A 20,469-nucleotide genomic window follows, 5' to 3' on the forward strand; every position below is an offset into this window, starting at 1 on the left:
GGTTTCAGGCGAGCAGGTAGTCGTCCGGAATATTGAACAGCTGGCTGACCTCGAGGGTGCTGATCTTCGGGTAGGGAATCTCGGGGACAGTGCCCGGTTGCAGACCGAGTAGCGCGGCACCGGTATCGATATAGACGCCGTTGCCGCGCTTCTGCACATGGGGCAGGACCACGTGACCGTGCACGGTCATGTCGATGCCGTTGACCCAATGGGTGAACTGCGGATTCTTGACCGGTCGTGCCCAGATCATCTCCTCACGCAGTGCCGGCTCTGTCGCCAGTCTGAGCTTCAGGTCGAGCCAATCATCTACCGGAACCGTGCTGTGGCTGATGCCGATCCGGCGGCCATCTTGCAGCTCCAGTTCAATCACCCAGGGCATCGTCTCGGCCAGCTCCTCGGCGTAGGCGCGAAGCTCCTGATGGTTCCAGAAAAAGTGCTTCGGTCCGTTTTCCATCCAGGCTTTACCACCGTAGCGCATCCAGTCTGTTACATCGATGCTGTCTGGGTCGGCGAGCCAGTTGAACAGGATCTGTTCATGGTTGCCGCGCACCGCGTAGAACCAGGGTTCCCGCGTCAGCAGCAGGCAGGCTTCGGAATCGGGCCCGCGATCGATCAGATCGCCGACCGAAAACAGCCGGTCAACGGCCGGGTCGAAACAGATGGCATCCAGCTCCGCCTGTAATGGCTCGAGCCAGCCGTGGATGTCACCGACCAGGAAATCGCGGCCGCGGGTGTTCGCTTCAACAGTCTGGATAGGCTTGGACACAGCGTAGAGCCTTATTTAAACGACACATACCTCAAGCATACGACATCATAAGGGGCTTTGTGAGCCGCCCTGGATTTCGGGTTGCTCTACTGCGGTTGAACCCGCTAGATTGCATAGAGCCAGGTGTTGGCCGCAGAGGGGACTAGCGATGCCGAGATCAAGATCCGCACTCAAACTCCTGCTGCTGCAGATCCGTGACGGCGAACAGGTGCGCCACGAAGAGCACCAGAGCTTCGCCAACTACTGCAGGCTCGAACCCGAGCAGATCGATATCCTCAATCTGTTCGATACACCGAACTTCGGCGCTGACGTAGCCGATGGATACGATGCGCTGCTGGTCGGCGGTGCCAGCGAAGCCAACGTATTGGAGCCGGAGCGTTACCCCTTCGTCAGCGATGCCCAGCGCCTGATTTTGAACTGCCTGCAGCAGGATCTGCCGGTGTTCGCCTCCTGCTTCGGTTTCCAGCTGGCGGTGCTGGCGCTCGGTGGTGAGATCCTGCATCGTGACCAGGGCTTCGAGATGGGCACGCTGCCGATTTCACTCACGGCTGCGGCGGTCGATGATCCGCTGTTCTGCAAAGTGCCGGACCCGTTCATGGCGGTATCGGTGCATCGCCAGTACACCGATACCTTGCCCGAGCAGTGCCAGGTGCTGGCCTATACCGAGCAGTGTATCCACGCCTTCCGCGTACAGGGCCGACGGTTCTGGGCGTTCCAGTTTCATCCCGAGGTGGACAAGCGGATCCTGGTCGAGCGGCTGACCTACTACAAGGCGCACTACACCGACGGTGATGATCATCTGCAGACGGTATTGGACAACGCCGTGGAAACGCCCGACTCCAACCACCTGATGACCGCCTTTGTCGATCGGGTGCTGCTGGCCGGGGATGGTTGCGACTAGGTTTCGATGACCTTGCCAAAAGGCGCGAAGTTTTCCTGGTTAAGTGGCTGAGGGTACAGAGTACGCATCTGGTTTCTATCGGTTATGAGTAACAGAGTCGATCAGGCCGAGCAAACGTAGACGGCTGACCCCGCCATCTGGAAAGATATTGAGCCGAACGTGCGTGATCGGGCCGATATCGTTCAGCTCCGCTTCAACGCGATGTTCTGCATCCATGGTCAGCTTCTGCGACGGAAGCAGCTCTTGCCAGTAAAGGCTCTGGGCTTCGATCTGCTCATCGGTACCGCCTTTTACATAAGCGCCGAGTAGGCTGCAGCTGTCGGGGAAGTTGCCCTTGAAATGGTGAGTATCGACGATCACCTGCTGAATCAGGCCGGGATGTCCCAAGGCAACAATAACCCAGTCGTATCCGGGCGTACGCCTTCTGGCGGTTTCCCAGCCGTCTCCCATATTGGCCCCTCTGCCGGGGTTCAGGATATTCCCCATATGACCATAGTGCTGGTCGCTGCAGGCCAGAGCGCGTCCACCATTGAGGGACGAGGCCAGATCGACAGGCTGGTGCGCAGGGTGTGCGGACCAATCGCGATAAGGTATTCCGTATACCCGCAGTCTGGCGATGCCGCCGTCGGGGTATATGTTGAGCCGCAGGTGAGACCAAACGCCGCTGTTATCAAGCTCGTATAGATGCCGGCTGTTGCCCTGCAGTGACACCGAAGGCAGGATCTCGGTCCAGCAGGTATCGGTGCCGGGGTCTCCGTCGGGGCAGTAGCAGGCTTCAACAGAGGCTGAAGGGGGATAGTTGCCGGTGAAATAGCGGGTGTCGATATCGATCGCCCGGACAGTGCCGGCGACACCCAAGCGGATGACGGCGTGATCGTGACCGGCTCCGCGTTTGCGGCGCGATTCCCAACCGTCCATCCATTTGCCGTTGTCATCATAAACCCCCTCTTTCCAGACCGGCTCGGTAGGTTGCAACATTCGGTTCACATCGGCAAACCAGTCATCGGTAACGGAGATCGCCTGAGCACCAAGGCGTGAGTCGGCGAGATTTACCCATTTTTGGGGGTCGAAAGGGAGGTGAGCTGCAAACTGTGTCATCGATCGAAAATACCTGGATCTATCTTTGGCTATACAAAGGGTTGGCGTTACAGCACGGCATTGATGAAGGTCTGCAGTTCGGGCGTTTGCGGATTGGCGAATACCGCCTTCGCTTCGCCGGTTTCCCACACTTTGCCCTGATGCATGAAGATCACTCGATCCCCTATATCACGGGCGAAATTCATCTCGTGGGTGACCAGAATCAGCGTCATCCCATCCGCTGCCAGTGTTTCCAGTACTCTTAGAACCTCTCCGACCAACTCGGGATCGAGCGCCGAGGTGATCTCGTCGCAGAGCAGCACCTTGGGCTTCATCGCCAGGGAGCGAGCGATCGCCACCCGCTGCTGTTGACCACCGGACAGCTCGCCGGGGTAACTGTCGAACTTGTCCTGCAAGCCGACCTTCCGCAACACTTCGCGCGCAGTTTCAGCCGCCTCTTCCGTGGATAACTTGCGGACCAACTTTGGCGCCAGCGTGATGTTCTGGCCCACCGTTAAATGGGGGAACAGGTTGAAGTGTTGAAACACCATGCCGACACTTTTGCTGAGCTTGCGGATCTGGCGATCGTCGTCTTTCACCTCCAGTTGGTCGACGATGATGCCGCCTTCGCTGTAGGTTTCGAGTCCGTTGATACAGCGCAGCAGTGTGCTCTTGCCGGAACCGCTGCGGCCGATGATGGAGACCACTTCGCCGGCATCGATGCGCAAATCGATCCCCTTAAGTACATGGTTATCGCCGTAGTACTTGTGAACATTGTCAATGCTAACCAGTGGCATGAAGTTTTCTCTCCAACATACGACTTGCTACCGACAGCGGGTAACAGAGCAGAAAATAGATAAGTGCGACAAAACCGAACACCTTGAAGGGCTCAAAGGTCGCGTTGTTGAGCATGGTGCCGGCCTTGGTCAGCTCGACAAAACCGATGATCGAAGCCAGCGCCGTGCCCTTGACGATCTGCACCGAGAAGCCCACCGTTGGTGGTACGGCGACCCTCAGGGCCTGAGGCAAAATGATATGGCGCATGATCTCGAAGTAGCTCAAACCCAGGCAGCGGGAGGCTTCCCACTGGCCGCGCGGGATCGACTCGATGCAGCCGCGCCAGATCTCGGTCAGGTAGGCGCTACTGAACAGCGTCAGCGCCAACGCCGCGGCGGTCCAGGGCGACACATCGATACCGAACAGAGAGATCCCGAAGAACACCAGGAACAGCTGCATCAGCAGGGGCGTGCCCTGAAAGAGTTCGATATAGAGTCGCGTGATCCGCACCAGCACCGCTCGACCGCTGATCTGCATGAAGGTCAGCGACAGACCCACCAGCGTGCCCCCGGCAAACGCGATCAGTGAAAGCGCGACGGTCCAGCGGGCGGCCAACAGCAAATTACGGAGAATATCCCAGTCAGTAAATTCGCTCATTTGCGAGCCCTCAAGTTGGGAAAGGCGTAGTAGTGCACCGCCTTGAACAACTGACGCATCAGTATCGCCAAGAGGAGATAGAGCAGTGCGACTACCAGGTACACTTCAAAGCTGAGGAAGTTGCGCGACTGGATGAAATTAGCGGCGAAGGTCAATTCTTGCACGGAGATCTGCGACAGCACTGCCGAGCCCAGCATGACGATGATGCACTGGCTGGTCAGGGCCGGATAGATCTTCTGTAGAGCCGGTGGCAACACGACGCGTATGAACGTCTGTACACGGCTTAAACCCAGAGTGCGGGCTGCTTCCAACTGCCCTTTCGGCGTTGCCTCAATGCCCGCACGAATGATTTCAGTGCTATAGGCTCCCAGATTTATCACCATGGCCAGCAGTCCCGCCTCCCAGGCATTCAATTTGATGCCGATGCTGGGCAGCCCGAAGAAGATAAAGAACAGCTGGACGATAAAGGGCGTATTGCGAATCAGCTCCACATAGATTCCGACCGCGTGTTTCAGAAATTTGTGTTGCCCGGCCCTGGCCGCGGCGCCCAAGGTGCCGAGCAGGCACCCCAGGAAGGTGGTGATCAGGGTCAGAGCCACTGTCCATAGCAACCCGTCAACGATGAGACTCGTATAGGGCAAGAGCTCTGCAAACTGAAAGGTGTAATCCATGCCGATCATCCACCTGCTGTTTACTTAAGGTCAGCGGGCAGCTCAGCCTTGAACCATTTCATCGATAGACCGTCGAGCGTGTCAGAGGTTAAACCCGCGGTGACAAGTTCGTTCACTTTGGCGAGCAGCTCGGTTTCGCCTTTGCGGACACCGATAAAGCAGGGAGAGTTCTTGATTACGAACTTGGAGGTCAGCTCCCGGTTACCGTTTTTCTCTGCGATCTTCGCTGCAACCAGGTTGCCTGTGGCGATCAGATCGACCTGACCCGAGAGGTAGGCGGAGATAGTGGTGTTGTTATCCTCGAAGCGTTGGATAACGGCACTTTCCGGCGCCAGCTTGGAAAGCTCCAGATCCTCGACCGATCCCCGAGTCACGCCAAGCGTCTTGCCGGCCAGATCGGCGGCGGCCTTGACGTCAGCGGCGGATTCGCCAAAAACGCCTAGGAAGAATGGGGCGTAGGCGCGGGAGAAATCGACCACCTTTTCCCGCTCGGGATTCTTGCCCATGCTGGAGATCACCAAGTCGACCTTGCGGGTTTGCAGGTAAGGGATCCGGTTGGCACTGGTGACCGGTACCAGCTCAAGTTTCAGCTCCAGGCTTTCCGCCAGGTAGCGGGCCACATCGATGTCGTACCCCATCGGCTGCAGATCAGGCCCGACCGATCCGAAGGGGGGGAAATCCTGAGGAACAGCGACGACCAGCACGCCCCGTTGGGCAATATCGTCGAGCTGATTTGCACTGACGTGCAGTGTAGAAAAACACAAGCAGAACAGGCTGAGCCATTGTGCGACTTTCTTGAACAGATGAGGCATTTGCAGGTCCTCCAGGTTTCATTGAAATACTCTTATGAGACTTTTGTTTCATGCGTGTATATTTCTGCAACATAAGTGCCAGTAATGGGATGTCGTTAAATATCAGCGACCTAAGGTGAGCTGACGGAGAAGCCTGCCAAAATTGGCGTTATCGAGTGCACTGAAGCAGTGCCTTGAGCGGGAGCCTGACCTGATACCGGGCGTGCAGGGTGGGTGAAACAGTTGTCGTTAGATGAAGTCGAGCTCGTTCATCTCCCTATAGGCATCGCTGATCGACAGGATACGCGACTGCCCGGTGACGGCCATCTGATGCAGCAGTGTATTGCAGATCAGTGTGGCGAAACTCATGGCCGCGCTGTAGCCATCGAAACCGGAAACACTTTCCAACGGGCATTCGACCCACCACTTGACCCGGTCGGCGATTTTCCTGAGAGATGCATCGGTGATCAGCAACACCGGTATCTTGCGCTGAATCATATGATTCAGGGCCTTATCAAAGAGTTTCGGACGTCGCCGAAAGGCGATGAAAATCACCATGTCGTCAGCCCCCAGCCCTTCCAGCTCTTCTGCCAGCGTCTGGCCGGGCAGGGGAGCCAGGTCAACACCGGCTCGCACCTGTATCAGCTGCTGCCTGATATGCAGCGCAATGGGATAGCTGTTACGAAAGCCAACGACTTTAATCAAGCGTGCCGCTGCCAGCGCCTCCGCCATCTCGCTCATGCTGTCTTCGGACAGGGATGCCTGCAGTAGCTTGAGATTGTTGATCTCACGCTCGAAATGGGGGGCGTACGTGCGCTTGGAGGCTTTTCCTTCTACAACGGGAACCCCTTGTTGGCGCTGGCGACGCGACTCTACACGTCCCTCTTTAAAGGAGGAATACCCCAGGCGTTTGAACATGCGACTCACGGTTGCCTTGGATACACCACAGAGGCGAGCGAGTTCGGCGCTGTTGAAAATAGCCAGATCACTCGGGCGGTCCAGAATAAAGTCCGCCAGCTTCCGCTCTTGGGTGGGGAGCTGTGCATATTTATCCCGGATAATCTCCTCAATGGCTTTCATTTGTCTCCTTACGGGGCATGGTTCGACAGATCGGCTGGGATTTTTCCAAAATAGCACTGTTGACGCTAGCTAAAACCATAATTTGCTGGTTTTTAGCTTTCAATGATCGTGCCACCGGAGGTGGGGTAGCGTTTGTCGAAAGGCATGGATCTGAGGCTGATCACGGATGAGGAGGTACGGCGAGCAGAAAAGAGCTTAAACCTGAGACCGCGCAAATGCCTCGGGTTCAGGCAGCCTGAAATCGTGTTACAAGAATACCTTCAGGCTGCATAGGCAGGTGTCGCACTTCAGAGTTGAATTCGCGCGTTTCTACCGACTGAGGCCTATTTGCCTGTAGAATCGCTGTCGACCAATGGATTGTTGGCACGGCTGAAAGAACCGTGTGCTCAACTAAACAATCAACTGAGATTGCTTATCTGAGAGATGGTATATGAAGCTCTTGTTGGAAAAGCGGCAAAAAATGGACCGTCCTCTATATGAGGGATGTCCAAGGCTTTCAGTCGTTTTTGTTTAAACCTTCATGAAAAATACGTACGGTACTTCAATGCTGATTTTCGAGCGTTCCACAAGCAGAGCTTTAGATATAAGTAGTACTGACAATTTTCTGTCGCTGCCGCAAGTGCACTGGTCTCTGCCGCAGGGACTTTTGGGCGCGCTTTTGTATAGCACGAGCTTCGATCCAACTCGTTTAGCTGATGAGACCTTCGCCCATTATGATGTCGAACTGCCAGCGAGTATCCAGCGAGCGGTTGTTAAGCGCCGAGCGGAATTCCTTGCTGGGCGCCTTTGTGCACGCGCCGCCATCTCCCACCTCATTGGGCGAGACGAGACGCCTAGTCTTGGCGAGAATCGTGCTCCGGTCTGGCCCAGCGGCATATGTGGCTCGATCACCCACTCAGGGAGATTTGCTGCTGCGATTGTTTCCCGTAGCGTTGAGTGGCGCGGCCTCGGTCTTGATATAGAAAGTCTGCTAGGAGAGGAGCAATCTATCCGATTGGCCGCAGAGATTCTCACTCCGAGAGAGAGGCGACGCCTAGCTTTGCGAGACGTAGCATTCGGCGTGACGCTGACCTTCTCGCTCAAAGAGAGTCTGTTTAAGGCTCTCTACCCGCTGACTGGCAAGTACTTCTACTTCGAACACGCCGAGATGTTGGAGTGGAGTGCTGATGGTCACGCGCGGCTACGGTTGTTGACTGACCTATCTTCTGAATGGTGTAGCGGTCATGAGTTAGACGGTCTATTTGATTTGCAGGACGGACACATCCTTAGCCTGGTAGCCGTTCAAGCCTGAAAGTTACCAGCATATATGTATGACGATCTGCGCGAGCTTTCATCTATGCAGTAGGCGCAGGATCTGTGCAGGGGGGGCTACCGCGAAGCGGTTTAGTTCAACACTATTTTATATAGCCCAATATATAAGTTTGACTTTAACTAGCCCCAATGATAATTTCACAAAAATGGATTAATTTACTAAGGATAGTAAAAAAATGCAGCCATCACCCAAATAGCACCGAGAGCAGCAAGTTCGCTCTCTCGTGGCGTGCCCCTTGTTTATATACCTATCTGAAAGCTTTGGCTTTAGCGTCCAGGTGTGGGCGTTGTATTGATAGTAAGATATTGCCGAGGCATGCGACACAGTTGTAGAGCAAAGTTGCTTCCCTTTCCTATAGCACCTCGAGGTTTTCGGAGGTGGGAATTAATTCGCGCGTTAAGCAGGCACTTAAACTGTAATATAAATCAGGTCAGATTTATTTTTGCATATAGGCTTGACGTATTCGTACGCCCGAATTTTGTTTTTGTGAATTTCGGATAGCACCTCTTATTAATAACTGAGAGCTTTTGCTTTATTTAACTGCCACAGATTTTATTTGTTTGAAACTAACTCAACACTGTTCAGTAAGAACTAAACATGACTATCAATATTTGGATTACCTGCTTTTTGGCTTCGTGGATTTTTTCACTTTCGCCAGGTGCAGGCTCAGTGTTTTCAATGACCAATGGACTCAACTATGGATTTCGCCGCGGGTACTTCGGCGTCGTCGGTCTGGTGTTGGGTTTGTGGACCGTTTTTATCGCGGTGGTGATCGGGTTGGGCGCGTTGATCCAGGAGTCTCCACTTGCTTTTAACGTCTTGAAATGGGCCGGAGTGGCGTACCTGTTCTACCTCGGTGTGTGCCAGTGGCTGTCCAAAGGTTTGCCAGTGAGCATCAACCGTGATCAAGTCCACACCACCACCGTGGGACGTCTTGTGTCCAAAGGCTGGGCGTTGAACGTGATCAACCCCAAGGGCTACTTATTCATGTTGGCGGTTATTCCGCAGTTCATCGATTACAAGGCGTCCTTGCCCTCTCAATACCTCTTCATCGCATTGACCTTCGCCTTCACCGACCTGGTGGTTATGGCGGGTTATACCGGGTTGGCCTCCAAGGCTCTGTCCTATTTGAAAACCGCAGCCCACATGAAAACACTCAACAAAGTGTTCGGCGTCCTATTCATGATCGCGGCTTCAGTCTTAGCGACCTTTCACCAAGTAGGCGTTTAACTCATTTTCAGGTGGTTCATCATGGAAGACTTAACACCATCAGTCAGAACTTTCGACGCAGTTCATATATTGGTTCAGCGTGCGTGTAAGGCGCATGCTAAGCGCATCGCACTCTGCGAGGGTTATTCGCGGATTTCCTATGCCAAACTGCACAAGACCGTTCAAAAGATAAAGGCCGATATCGAGGCAAGCGCTGTAGTCGCTGGTAGTATCGTGGCCGTCATTGCGCAAAGTTCAGCGCAGGCGATCGCCACGGCACTGGCTGTTTGGGATGCGGACTGCACGCTCATGCTGATTGATTCCGGATTGCCTGCTGAACGCCAGCAGGCCATGTTGAGCGCAGTACCTACGCGCGGCGTGATTCGTTGCCAAGCGCAGGAGTCGCTGATCGAGGTCGTCGAACCGCCGACCGAAGAGTGTGCCAGCATTTTCGAGAAGGCGGGCAGCGACTATGCGTACATCGCTTTCACGTCCGGCTCCACGGGTAAACCCAAAGCGATTGTCGGCAGCCACAATGGCTTGTCGCAGTTCCTAGACTGGCAGCGCAGTGAGTTTTCGATCAGGCCAGACGATCGATTCGCTCAGTTCACGAACCTGTCGTTTGATGTCTGGTTTCGCGATGTTTTCACGCCGCTGATCAGCGGGGCGACAGTTTGCATTCCCGAGCAACGACAGCTCGGTGCCCAGGCTGCCCTTTCATTCATCCGAGAAAATGCGATCACCGCTGTGCACATGGTGCCTTCCATTGCCCGCTTGTGGGTCACTCAGCAGGCGGGTGAGCCGGCCATCGAATCCCTCCGGTATACGTTTTTTGCGGGCGAGCCGCTGGATGCTGGATTGGTGACGCAGTGGACAAACTTATTTCCAGACTCGCAAGTGATCAATTTGTACGGCCCAACCGAAACTACGCTTGCCAAGCACTTCAAACGCCTGATCATGCCGCTGGCGGACGGCATTCAGGCTGTTGGTAATCCGATCGAAGGGGCAATCAGTTTTGTCCTGGCCGAAGATGGAACCACCTGTGGTGTCGGCGAAACCGGAGAGATCTGCATTGCGACGCCTTACTGCTCTCATGGTTATTTTGCTGATGGGGCGTTGATCTCGCCCTTCGTAGCCGGTGTTTTTGCTCCCGACCCAAGCCTTGCTGTGTACCGCACTGGAGATATCGGTCGTACCAATCCCGATAATGAGATCGAGATACTTGGACGTCAGGACGACCAGATCAAGATCAATGGTGTACGCATTGATCTGGGCGAAGTGAAATCAGTGATACTGGCGTTTCCAGGCATTAACACTGTGTTTGTCTGCGCCAGGAATACGCGATTTACCAAGACCATCATCGCCTTCGTTGAATCCGAGACCTGTGCCGTCGATGAGTTGATGGATTACCTGCGTGCCAGGCTGCCGTCGGTGATGCTGCCTTCCGACGTGCATGTCCATGGCGCATTACCGCGGTTGCCCAACGGCAAGCTTGATCGCAAGCGTTTGACGGAGCTTGCAAACAAACCGATCGAATTCGCAGCGAATACACACCGCGATGAAAATCGCAGTGCGATACAGCGGCTTGAAAACGTATGGAGAGAAGTACTCGAACGTCAACATTTGAGTCGCTCGCAGAACTTCTTTGACCTGGGGGGGAATTCCCTGTCCATCGTCGTTTTGCATGAGCAACTGCAGCGCGAATTTAACGTAAAAATTCCCCTTGTTCGGTTGTTTCAGTACTCCACCATTAATAGCCAGGTCGACCTAGTTCGCGCGCACGGTGATGAAACTACAGCTCTGCGTGCCACTAGAAACGATTTGCCATCCGCCCCCCGGCTTGTCCATCGACGGAGTCTGATCGCTTCGCGCGCCCGTCGAACCAACCAAGAGAGTGTGCAATGACCACTGAATCGAATTGTGACCAGAGCTCAATCGCCATTATCGCCATGGACTGCCGGCTTCCGGGCGCAGCCTCCATCGAAGAGTTGTGGACCGTACTTAGTGACGGGACTTGTACCCTATCTGATCTTGAAGATGACGACATCCTGCGCAGTGGTGTAGCCGCATCACGGCTGCGACATCCTAATTATGTCAAGCGTGCAGGTGTACTGCCGGATATCGATCGATTCGACTCACAGTATTTCGATATGAGTGCCATTGAGGCAGATGTACTTGATGTACAGCAACGCGCGATGCTTGAGTCGTCGGTCACTTTGCTCAACCGTGGAAACATTGATCCCGCTCGTTTCCCTGGCCGCATCGGCGTGTTCGCAGGCTCGGCGTTCAGTTCTTATCTGTTCGGTGTACTGGAAAGAAGTGATGTAGTCGACTCGCTGGGTGAAATGATGATTCGCCATGGCAATGACAAGGACTTTCTGGCCACCCGAATCTCTTACAAGCTGAATTTGCGCGGTCCGAGCGTTAACGTTCAAACCGCTTGTTCCACAGGGCTGGTGGCAGTTCATGCTGCCTGCCAAAGCTTAATGCTCGGCGAATGCGATACCGCCATTGCCGGTTCGGTAAACATCAAGGTACCGCAGCATACGGGCTACCTCTACCAACCGGATGGTGTGCTTTCTCCCGACGGAAATTGCCGCCCGCTCGATGCGGAGTCCAACGGAACGCTATTCACCAACGGCCTGGGGCTTGTGCTGCTCAAACCGCTGCAACAGGCGATTCTCGATGGCGATGATATTTACGCGGTCATTAAGGGCGCCGCCATTAGCAATGACGGTGCAAGTAAGGTGGGCTTCACCGCCCCTAGTGTGAATGGCCAAGTTCAAGCGTTGGCCGAGGCCATTGAACTATCGGGTATCGATCCTCAGGACATACAGTACATCGAGGCTCATGGCACTGGCACCACGCTGGGTGACCCGATTGAAGTAGAAGCGATAAAGCAGGCGTATGGTGAGGCCGGCCTTGCCTGTGGCATCGGCTCCCTCAAGGGTAACTTCGGGCATTTCAACATCGCTGCCGGGGTGATTGGCCTGATCAAGGCCGCTTTGATTCTCAAACACAAAACAATCCCGGCCACCTTGTTTCTAGCTACACCTAACCCGCTTCTTGAACTGGAAGACTCTCGCTTTTATGTGACAGGCCAGGAGCAGGTGCTGGATCCGCAACGAGCCCAAGTGGTAGCCGTCAGCGCTTTCGGCATGGGGGGAACCAATTGCCATATGATCCTTGAAGGCTATCGACAGACTGTAGTCGATTCGCAGCTCGTGGAACCGACCGACAAGCCCGGGATATTTACACTATCGGCTAAGTCTCGTCCAGCTGTCGAGCGATTGGTCAGCGATTACCAACAGTACTTCGACCAAACATCCACGCCTCTCCTGGATACGATGCATACCGCCTACCACGGCCGGCCTATTCTTCCTTGCAGGGTCGCCCTAGTTGCACAGTCCAATCGCCAGGCCAAGTCGCTGCTGGCAGCCGGCAACTTCCATCAATTTATCAGCGGCGACTCCAGCTTGTCGGCCTTTGTGTTCTCCGGACAAGGCACCCAGAATATTGAGATGGGAGCGGACCTTGCGTTGCAATGCCCGGCTTTCAAGCTCAACCTCGAGCGCATCTTGGCAGTCTTCAGGGAAGAGCATGACCTCGATCTGTCGGCCTACCTCTGGCACCTAGAAAAAGCCCAAGACATCACCTCAACGCTCATTGCCCAACCACTGCTGTTTGCGGTAGAGCTGGCCTTGGCCCAGACTCTCAATGAGTTTGGCGTCGTCCCGGATTTCGTTTTCGGCCACAGTTTGGGCGAGGTAATCGCCGCAGCATTCTCAGGGGTTTTCGACCTGCATACCGCAGCCGCACTGATTATCAAGCGCGCCCAGTGCATGGATAAATGCGAGCCGGGAGAGATGCTGGCGATCGAGCGGCTGGATGGGCTTGAGCAACAGCTCGGTGGCGTAGCCATCGCCGCCCACAACGCACCGACACAAAGCGTGTTGGCGGGCTCCTTCGAGCGCATAGATGAGATCGTCGCCAAGGCCACCGCTGCGGGTGTGGCGCACCAACGCTTGCGTACCTCTCACGCGTTCCATTCTCCATTGATGCAAGAGGGCGCCACGCAGTTCATGGCCTACATGAAAGAGGTCAAGTTCGGTCAGGCACGGATTCCGCTTATTTCCAACATAACTGGCCGTCTACTGACTGAATACGAGTACAAAAACCCGGTCTATTGGGCTGACCACTTGCTCAAAACCGTGCAGTTCTCCAAGTCGATCCAGACATTGCGGGAGCTGGGTGTACGTACCTTCGTGGAGGTCGGCCATGGCTTCGCCATGAAGAACTTGATTCAATCGAACTGGGAGGTGAAATCCGCCGATCCGGCGCGGATCGTGCCAGCACTTGGGGCGGCGGAAGAGGAGTATCAATCGTTTCTCTCGGTGATCGCTGCATATTGGACGTTGTCCGGGACTCTCGAACTAGCACCTTTCGTCGAGGGTAAATGCAACGCCGCACTGCCTGTCTATCCCTTCGAAAAGACCCGGCACTGGATCGATCCGGTGATTGGTTTTCGCCCAAGCGGAGAGGCTACCGGCACCACAACGGCCTGCTCTGTCGTTGTGCCACTGCCAAGCGCAGCTCCTGTCAAGCAGGCTCTGCCCGGGCCACAGGTTACGAATGAAGCCAACCCGGTAGAAGCCCTCGTTTTGGGCATCTACGAATCTTATCTTGGGGAGGAGATCGATCCGACAATGTCCTTCTTCGATTTGGGCGGTAACTCTTTGATCGCAATTCAGATGATCAACAAGTTGCGCGAAACCTTTAACTTGGACATTCCATTGCGTGGTTTCTACGGCAACAGTTCGGTGACTGCGATGTCTTTGCAGATCGCCGAGCAATTGCTTGAAGACGAGGTTGAACATGTCTGAAGCAGCCAAGTTTTCACCTAGTCAAATGGCGGCGTTGCGCTCCCGGCTCAAGACGTTGCTACCCGACGATTCATCTGCTTCGACGCAGGCGGCTCCAGGTAAGACGATCCCGGAATTGGGCGTCATTTTCTTTTCCGGATTGAGTATCGGACAGAACCCCTACGAGCTGCTGCTGGAGGTGGCAAAGTTCGTCGATGAGAGTGGCTTCAATGCCATCTGGACGCCGGAGCGGCACTTCACCGAAGTAGGAGGCGCTTATCCGAATCCGTCGGTTCTCGCAGCGGCATTGGCAACAGTGACGCGGCATGTCCGACTTCGTGCTGGCAGCATCAATCTGCCCTTGCATGATCCAATGCGGGTGGCGGAAGAGTGGGCAGTGGTTGACAACCTGTCTGGCGGCCGGGTGGATCTGGCGTTGGCTCCCGGTTGGCATGTGCGCGATTTCGTTCTGAAATCGGAGAACTTCACCGCGAGGTTCGACATTATGAATGACTACCGTCGTGAACTGTCCTCCCTATGGGAAGGTGTTGAGTGCTCAAGGATTGATGCCAACGGCCACACACAGAAGATCGTCACCTATCCACGTCCCGTGCAGAGGCAGTTGCCACTCTGGCTCACGACTTCGCAGAAGGAAGAAGCCTGGCGCTTTGCCGGAGATAACGGCCTGAACGTTCTGACGGCGCTAATCAACTTCGGTCCCAAGGACCTAGAGAAACGTATTCGAATCTACCGTGAGGCGAGGGCTGCAGCGGGGCTTGATCCGGCTAAAGGGGTTGTCTCGCTGATGCTCCATACCTATCTGGACCAGAGTGACGATGCGGCGATCGAAACGGTTCGAGCGCCGTTGAGTGACTACCTCAAGTCGTTCGTGGGCCAACACCAAACGGCGAATACTGACAAGGACGCGAAGGTTAATGCCATCAGCGCGGTTGGGACGGACAGCGATGATTTTGTCGACATGGTGTTCAGTCGCTATATCAACACCAGTTCCCTGATCGGCAGCCCCGAACGTGCCGCAACGATACTGAAAACATTCAAGTCGATGGGGGTCGATGAAGTGGCCTGTCTCGTCGATTTTGGAGTAACCGGTAGCGACACACTGAATAGCCTGCGTCTTCTTTCCTCTCTGATACGTGAGCAGCAATGACCACTTACCGCTTCAAGGGCGTGACGCCCGAGATCCATCCTGACGCCTATTTGTTCGACAATGCCATCATCATTGGCGATGTTCGAATCGAGAAAAATGTCAGCATCTGGCCCGGGGTGACAATCCGGGGTGACAAGGCACCCATTGTGATCAAGGAAGGCAGCAACATTCAGGAGCATGCAGTGCTGCATGCTGACCCCGGCTATCCATTGACCATCGATAAAAATGTCACCGTAGGACATGCCGCGGTGCTGCATGGCTGCACCGTCGGCGAGAATTCGGTGATTGGCATCGGTGCCATCCTGCTCAATGGCTCCAGCGTACCTGCAGACTCGCTGGTGACGGCGGGCTCGGTCTTGAGTGCTGGCCCTCATTTTGCTCCCGGCTGCATGATTGCAGGCTCCCCGGCCAAGAGGCTGGTGGATTTAAGCAAGAGTGATCTTCAAAATCTGAGGGATACGGCACTGGAGTATCGGGCACTGGCGAATGAATACAGAGACAGCCTTGAACGATTGCCGTCTTGAGTCACTCATGGCCCAGAACCCTTGCCGATTGATCCGATTTAGCGGTGCCGATTCACGGGACGTACTCGCCTGCATTCCTCATGCAGGGGCGGGCGTCTCGGTATTCAATGACTGGTCTTGTCTGCTGGGCGACTGGGTAAAGCTCGCGTTCGTCCAGTTACCCGGACGGGAAGACCGGCTGCAGGAGTCGCTCACGCAACCCCTGGAGCACATTGCTTGGCAGCTCGCAGAGGCTCTGATGGCACTTGCGCCGCGCACACTGGCTATTTTCGGGCACAGCATGGGGGCCTCGCTCGCCTGGGCGGTCGCCGGCATGCTGTGGAAGCGTCATGGTGTGTGCGCCACGTTGATCCTATCGGCGCAGTCACCGCAGCCACGTCGTCTCGGCGCACTGAACCCCACTGCCGATCTACGGGGCTGGTTTGCACGAATGGGTGAGCCTTATCCAGAAGCGCTTGACCATCCAGAGGTACGAGCGCTGTTTTGCCTGACCTTCGAACACGATCTGGCCTGGATGGATCGGGAACTCCCGCAGACGCCCGACGGACCTTATCCCTTTGATGTGCACTGCCTGTATGGGAGCGACGACGGCTTGGTGGGCCGGGATGCCATGGCGCAGTGGGCGACGCTGACCACCGGCTCGTTCGCGCTGACCGAGATCCATGGCGGACACCTTTATCCGTTAAGCGCTCAGCAACACATCATCGACTACCTCAAACCCATCATTGCTACTAGGAAGCGCCATGCCGACACCCTCTGTCCTTGATAAAGTCCGTAAAGACGGCGTGATCCACGTCGGTTTTCAGCGACACACGCCGCCGTTTTCGTATTGCACCCAACCATCGTTCGTGCCGCAGGGCTATTCGGTTGACCTCTTCCGCCAGGTCATGGCCGGGATTTGCCGCCGACATGGCATCGACAGCTGTCAAATTCGCGCTGTTGAAGTGACGTCCTCAACACGTTTGGCACTGCTGGAAGACGGCAGCATCGACATCGAATGCGGCTCCACCACGATCACTCCCGAGCGGAAAACCAGAAACCGATTCAGCCGACCGATCTTCTTCACCTCGCACCGGATTCTGGTTAAGAGCACCGTTTTGAGCAGCGCTGGCAAGCCAAAGGGAGCTATAACGGTCGTCGGAATACAAGGATCGACCAGCCACGCGGCACTCATGGCGTGGCCTAGCGCCGATGTCGACTATCGATTCTGCGGCAGTGCAAACATCGCATCGGCCTTCAAGAGCTTTTGTCAGGATGAGCAGGTCGATGCCATAGTGGCTGATGAGGTTATCCTGAAGGCCCTGATGCTCAACGCGGCGATTGCCGATGTGCAATTGCTGCCACATCGCATCGGTGGTGAACCCTACGGTTTCATGATTCGCCTGGGAGACTCGATTTTCCAAGCTGAAGTTGACGTCGAGCTGGAGAGGCTCATGGCAGTGGGCCCCTTCGAAACCACGTACGCCACCTGGTTTACCGGGCGACTGCCAAGCATGGGCTTCGACCTGAATATACCCCTGACCGGCGAAATGCGTGAGCGTCTTAACTCCGCGCAATGAATCTATTGCTCAACGACAACCCCCGGATGTTGTTGAGCAACTGAACAAAAAGTCTTCGAACAGAGTGAGATAGTCATGAAAATAGGTGTATTGGGATTCGGCAACGTCGCCTCGGCGACGGTACAGAAGTTCATGTCGAATCGGGATCTGATTGCGTCCAAGACCGACGTGCAACTGGAGATTGTCAAGGTCGCCACCCGTACAGTGGCGCGCGCCGAAGGGCATGTACCCGAAGGCTGCGAGATCGTCACGGACTGCTGGGCGCTGGTCGATGATCCCTCCATTGATGTCGTGATAGAGCTCATTGGTGGCACGGGCATCGCCAAAGACCTAGTGATACGTGCGATTACCAATAAAAAACACATCATCACGGCCAACAAGGCATTGCTAGCTCTCTATGGTGAAGAGATCTTCGAACTCGCCGATCAAATGGGCGTGTGTGTACTGTTCGAGGGCGCGGTGGCGGTGTCCATCCCGATCATCAAAACGCTGAAGGAGTCGGTGGCCGCCAACCGGGTGACCTCGCTCATCGGGATCCTAAACGGCACCTCGAACTACATCCTGTCGCAAATGAGCCAGCATGGAGCGTCGTTCGACGAAGCGCTGGCCCAGGCACAGCAGAAAGGTTACGCCGAAGCGGATCCGACCCTCGATGTGAATGGCGAAGACGCAGCACACAAAATCACCTTGCTCAGTTCGCTGGCTTTTGGTGTCCCAGTCAATTTTTCGGCGGTGGATTTCAAGGGCGTCACCAGGGTTGAGCCGGTCGATATAGCGGCGGCGGCCCGGCTCGGTTACCAGCTCAAACTCATTGCTCAGACCCAACTGCAAGGCGGTGAGGTGTGGGTCTCGGTGGCCCCGACGCTGGTGCCGAACGCATCCATGTTGACACATGTCAACGGCTCCATGAACGGCATCGCGCTGACCGGTGACCTGTTCGGTTCAGCCTTCCTCTACGGATCCGGTGCCGGTGGCGTACAGACCGCGAGTGCGGTGCTAGCCGACTTGATCGATCTTGCTAAAGGCTCGCGGGGTGAAAACTACGTGGGACTTCCGAACATGGGTTTCAAACGGAACGCGATCAAGGCAAGGCCGTACATTGCTTCCGATGCCAGGCAGAGCCGCTTCTACTTCCGGATGAAGGTCGAAAATAAAGTGGGTGTGCTGGCCGAGGTCAGTTCGATATTTGCCAGCGCCAATGTGTCGGTCAGCGCCATTTTCCAGGACGAACGCGAGGGCGATCTGGCTGACATCATTATTACCACCCATAGCATCACAACGGGCCAGGTACAGAAGGTGCTGCCTGCGTTGCAGGGGGCAGCCGCTTCAGGCCATGGAATCGTCATCTATCCGGTGCTGGACGAGTAGACATCAGCTGATCAGCCAACTAGAACCTGTAGAGAGGAGCCTCACTTGAACGGACTCATTGCGTGCCAGATTCAGGATATCAACCGACTGTCCTCCGACATTCTCGGCATCACACTGGCACTGGATGCCGACAGCTTTTCCTATCGTCCAGGCCAGTACATTGATCTGGTTCTGGCCGATGGTACACGGCGAAGTTTTTCCATTGCCAGCGGCGCATGTACATCGAGAACGATCGAACTGCATGTTCGGGAAGTCACGAGTAGTCGGTTCATCGCCAAAGTGCTGGAAACCAGTGGTAAGTCGGGCTGCCTGTCCATTGCTGGCCCTTTTGGAGATCTCTACTACCGCGGTGCACCCGCGGTGCCGGGCTCGGCGATCATTATGATGGCCTCGGGAACCGGGTTCAGCTCAATCAAGGCGATCATGGAGGAGTTGCTTGAATCCGATTCACAGCATCCGGTGTACCTCTATTGGGGCGGTCGCTGTGGTGCCGATCTTTACCTTAGGGGGTGGGTGGAGCAGGTCATGAAGGTGATGCCAGGTCTGTCGTTCATTCCTGTGTTGAGTGCCCCAGAGCCAGAGGATCAGTGGATCGGGCGTGGCGGGAACGTACATCAAGCGGTTATGGCTGACTTTCCGGACATGCGTAATTGTCACGTCTACGCTTGCGGTGCACCGATTGTCGTGGAGTCCACTCGTAGGGACTTTAGTGACCTCTGTGGTCTACCGAAGTCGCAATTCGTTGCATAGGATGCGACTCCCATATTAGGGAGTCTGTGATTAAGCTCTTATTCCCGATGTAGTTCGCAATTGCCGCAACGGGAACTCAATTTAGGCGTCACTCTCCAGCTTTTTCCATCATTGAACCACTACACCTTTATCCTGTTGATCGATTACCAGCGCTGCCGGCCGCTCTAGCCGTTGGCGGCAGGTTGCGGCTCCAGCGCGGCCCTGATCAGGCGTTTCTCCTGCTCCTCTATCTGCCGTAACGACTCGCTGACATGGCGCACATGGGCCATGGCGGCCTTTTTCGCCCAACGTGCCTGGCGACTGATCACCGCGTGGTAGATCTGCCGGTGGTGGCGGTCGATCTGCTGCTTGAACGCCTGGCGGTGGGCCAGGTTCAGCACCGCCGCCTGTACCGAGTCCAGCATCAGGTTTTTCAGGCTGCTCAACACGTGCAGCAGCACCGGATTGTGCGAGGCTTCGGCGATGCTGCGGTGAAAGGCGTGGTCCAGGTCGGCATTGGTCAACGGATCGGCCGCTTCCATCGCCTCGAACGCCTTGCGGATACGGTATTGATCCTGCTCGGTGGCACGCTCCGCCGCCAGTGCGGCGGCCTGTCCCTCCAACTGTTCCCGTACCTCGAACAGGTCGTACAGGGTTCGACTGTGGCCGGTGTAGAGCTGCATCAGCGGTGTGCTTTCATCCACCGTTGGCACGATACCGGCAACGAAGGAACCTTTGCCGTGCACGGTTTCGATCATCCCCCGGCCATGCAGCTCATGCAGCGCTTCGCGCACGATGGCTCTGGACACGCCGAGACGACTGGCCAACTGCCGTTCGGAGGGGATCTTGCGTTCGGGCGCCAGACTGCCATCCAGAATCATCTGTTCCAGATGCGTTGCGATCGACTGGGCGGTGGATAGTGGCTGCTTATTGGTCATCTCGGCGACTGGTTGGACCAGTTGTTCTTATTCTGTTGAGGGGCGGGCCCTATATTAGCCCTGTCTGAATAAATATCGGC

Annotated in this window: 19 protein-coding genes and 1 pseudogene; 12 read left to right on the forward strand and 8 right to left on the reverse strand. The window is 55.6% G+C overall.

The features are described 5' to 3' along the window. Nucleotides 1-4: 4 nt before the first annotated feature. A complete protein-coding gene (locus KQ940_RS05225; protein WP_217412377.1) occupies nt 5-766 on the reverse strand; it encodes a metallophosphoesterase in 762 nt (253 codons plus the stop codon). Between the two features lie 148 nt (nt 767-914). Here KQ940_RS05225 and KQ940_RS05230 point away from each other — a divergent pair, with 148 nt between their 5' ends. After that, entirely contained in the window at nt 915-1,667 is a 753-nt protein-coding gene (locus KQ940_RS05230; protein WP_217412378.1) for a type 1 glutamine amidotransferase, read from the forward strand. Nucleotides 1,668-1,742: 75 nt separating this feature from the next. Here the strand turns inward: KQ940_RS05230 and alc are convergent, their stop codons facing one another. From alc to KQ940_RS05260, 6 genes are all read right to left on the reverse strand, one after another. Beyond that, nucleotides 1,743-2,765 (reverse strand): allantoicase, encoded by a 1,023-nt coding sequence (gene alc / locus KQ940_RS05235; RefSeq protein WP_217412379.1) that lies wholly within the window; start codon nt 2,763-2,765, stop codon nt 1,743-1,745. A gap of 47 nt (nt 2,766-2,812) precedes the next feature. Continuing rightward, entirely contained in the window at nt 2,813-3,541 is a 729-nt protein-coding gene (locus KQ940_RS05240) for an amino acid ABC transporter ATP-binding protein (RefSeq protein WP_246589743.1), read from the reverse strand. Beyond that, a complete protein-coding gene (locus KQ940_RS05245) occupies nt 3,528-4,178 on the reverse strand; it encodes an amino acid ABC transporter permease (protein WP_217412380.1) in 651 nt (216 codons plus the stop codon). The genes KQ940_RS05240 and KQ940_RS05245 overlap by 14 nt, the downstream gene beginning before the upstream one ends. After that, a complete protein-coding gene (locus KQ940_RS05250) occupies nt 4,175-4,858 on the reverse strand; it encodes an amino acid ABC transporter permease (protein WP_425515621.1) in 684 nt (227 codons plus the stop codon). Before KQ940_RS05250 ends, KQ940_RS05245 begins: the two co-directional genes overlap by 4 nt. 11 nt (nt 4,859-4,869) lie before the next feature. Continuing rightward, nucleotides 4,870-5,661, reverse strand: a complete 792-nt coding sequence (locus KQ940_RS05255; protein ID WP_217412381.1) for a transporter substrate-binding domain-containing protein — start codon at nt 5,659-5,661, stop codon at nt 4,870-4,872. 228 nt (nt 5,662-5,889) lie between these two features. Next, nucleotides 5,890-6,720, reverse strand: coding sequence for a MurR/RpiR family transcriptional regulator (locus KQ940_RS05260; protein WP_217412382.1), 831 nt, complete (start codon nt 6,718-6,720; stop codon nt 5,890-5,892). Nucleotides 6,721-6,852: 132 nt separating this feature from the next. On the opposite strand from KQ940_RS05260, the pseudogene KQ940_RS05265 reads away from it, so the two are divergent. From KQ940_RS05265 to KQ940_RS05315, 11 genes and pseudogenes are all read left to right on the forward strand, one after another. After that, nucleotides 6,853-6,993 (forward strand): annotated as a pseudogene (locus KQ940_RS05265) (IS30 family transposase); the annotation flags it as partial. Nucleotides 6,994-7,264: 271 nt separating this feature from the next. Next, nucleotides 7,265-8,011: a 4'-phosphopantetheinyl transferase family protein gene (locus KQ940_RS05270; RefSeq protein ID WP_217412383.1), complete on the forward strand. Its 747-nt coding sequence runs from the start codon at nt 7,265-7,267 to the stop codon at nt 8,009-8,011. Between the two features lie 618 nt (nt 8,012-8,629). Further along, entirely contained in the window at nt 8,630-9,262 is a 633-nt protein-coding gene (locus KQ940_RS05275; RefSeq protein WP_217412384.1) for a LysE family transporter, read from the forward strand. Between the two features lie 21 nt (nt 9,263-9,283). Next, nucleotides 9,284-11,146 carry a non-ribosomal peptide synthetase gene (locus tag KQ940_RS05280; RefSeq protein WP_217412385.1) on the forward strand — a complete coding sequence of 621 codons (1,863 nt, stop codon included), beginning with the start codon at nt 9,284-9,286 and terminating at the stop codon, nt 11,144-11,146. Next, nucleotides 11,143-14,124: a type I polyketide synthase gene (locus KQ940_RS05285; RefSeq protein ID WP_217412386.1), complete on the forward strand. Its 2,982-nt coding sequence runs from the start codon at nt 11,143-11,145 to the stop codon at nt 14,122-14,124. Before KQ940_RS05280 ends, KQ940_RS05285 begins: the two co-directional genes overlap by 4 nt. Beyond that, entirely contained in the window at nt 14,117-15,271 is a 1,155-nt protein-coding gene (locus tag KQ940_RS05290) for a MupA/Atu3671 family FMN-dependent luciferase-like monooxygenase (RefSeq protein ID WP_217412387.1), read from the forward strand. The genes KQ940_RS05285 and KQ940_RS05290 overlap by 8 nt, the downstream gene beginning before the upstream one ends. Next, nucleotides 15,268-15,795 carry a gamma carbonic anhydrase family protein gene (locus KQ940_RS05295; protein ID WP_217412388.1) on the forward strand — a complete coding sequence of 176 codons (528 nt, stop codon included), beginning with the start codon at nt 15,268-15,270 and terminating at the stop codon, nt 15,793-15,795. The genes KQ940_RS05290 and KQ940_RS05295 overlap by 4 nt, the downstream gene beginning before the upstream one ends. Continuing rightward, nucleotides 15,758-16,561, forward strand: coding sequence for a thioesterase II family protein (locus KQ940_RS05300; protein ID WP_217412389.1), 804 nt, complete (start codon nt 15,758-15,760; stop codon nt 16,559-16,561). Before KQ940_RS05295 ends, KQ940_RS05300 begins: the two co-directional genes overlap by 38 nt. Beyond that, nucleotides 16,539-17,354 (forward strand): transporter substrate-binding domain-containing protein, encoded by an 816-nt coding sequence (locus KQ940_RS05305; RefSeq protein ID WP_217412390.1) that lies wholly within the window; start codon nt 16,539-16,541, stop codon nt 17,352-17,354. Before KQ940_RS05300 ends, KQ940_RS05305 begins: the two co-directional genes overlap by 23 nt. Before the next feature lie 75 nt (nt 17,355-17,429). Then, nucleotides 17,430-18,722 carry a homoserine dehydrogenase gene (locus KQ940_RS05310; protein ID WP_217412391.1) on the forward strand — a complete coding sequence of 431 codons (1,293 nt, stop codon included), beginning with the start codon at nt 17,430-17,432 and terminating at the stop codon, nt 18,720-18,722. Between the two features lie 45 nt (nt 18,723-18,767). Next, nucleotides 18,768-19,472: an FAD-binding oxidoreductase gene (locus tag KQ940_RS05315; RefSeq protein WP_217412392.1), complete on the forward strand. Its 705-nt coding sequence runs from the start codon at nt 18,768-18,770 to the stop codon at nt 19,470-19,472. A gap of 164 nt (nt 19,473-19,636) precedes the next feature. Here the strand turns inward: KQ940_RS05315 and KQ940_RS05320 are convergent, their stop codons facing one another. After that, entirely contained in the window at nt 19,637-20,389 is a 753-nt protein-coding gene (locus KQ940_RS05320) for an FCD domain-containing protein (RefSeq protein ID WP_217412393.1), read from the reverse strand. Between the last annotated feature and the right edge of the window lie 80 nt (nt 20,390-20,469).

Origin of the sequence: Marinobacterium ramblicola, assembly GCF_019084545.1 — a bacterium.
GTDB lineage: Bacteria > Pseudomonadota > Gammaproteobacteria > Pseudomonadales > Balneatricaceae > Marinobacterium_D > Marinobacterium_D ramblicola.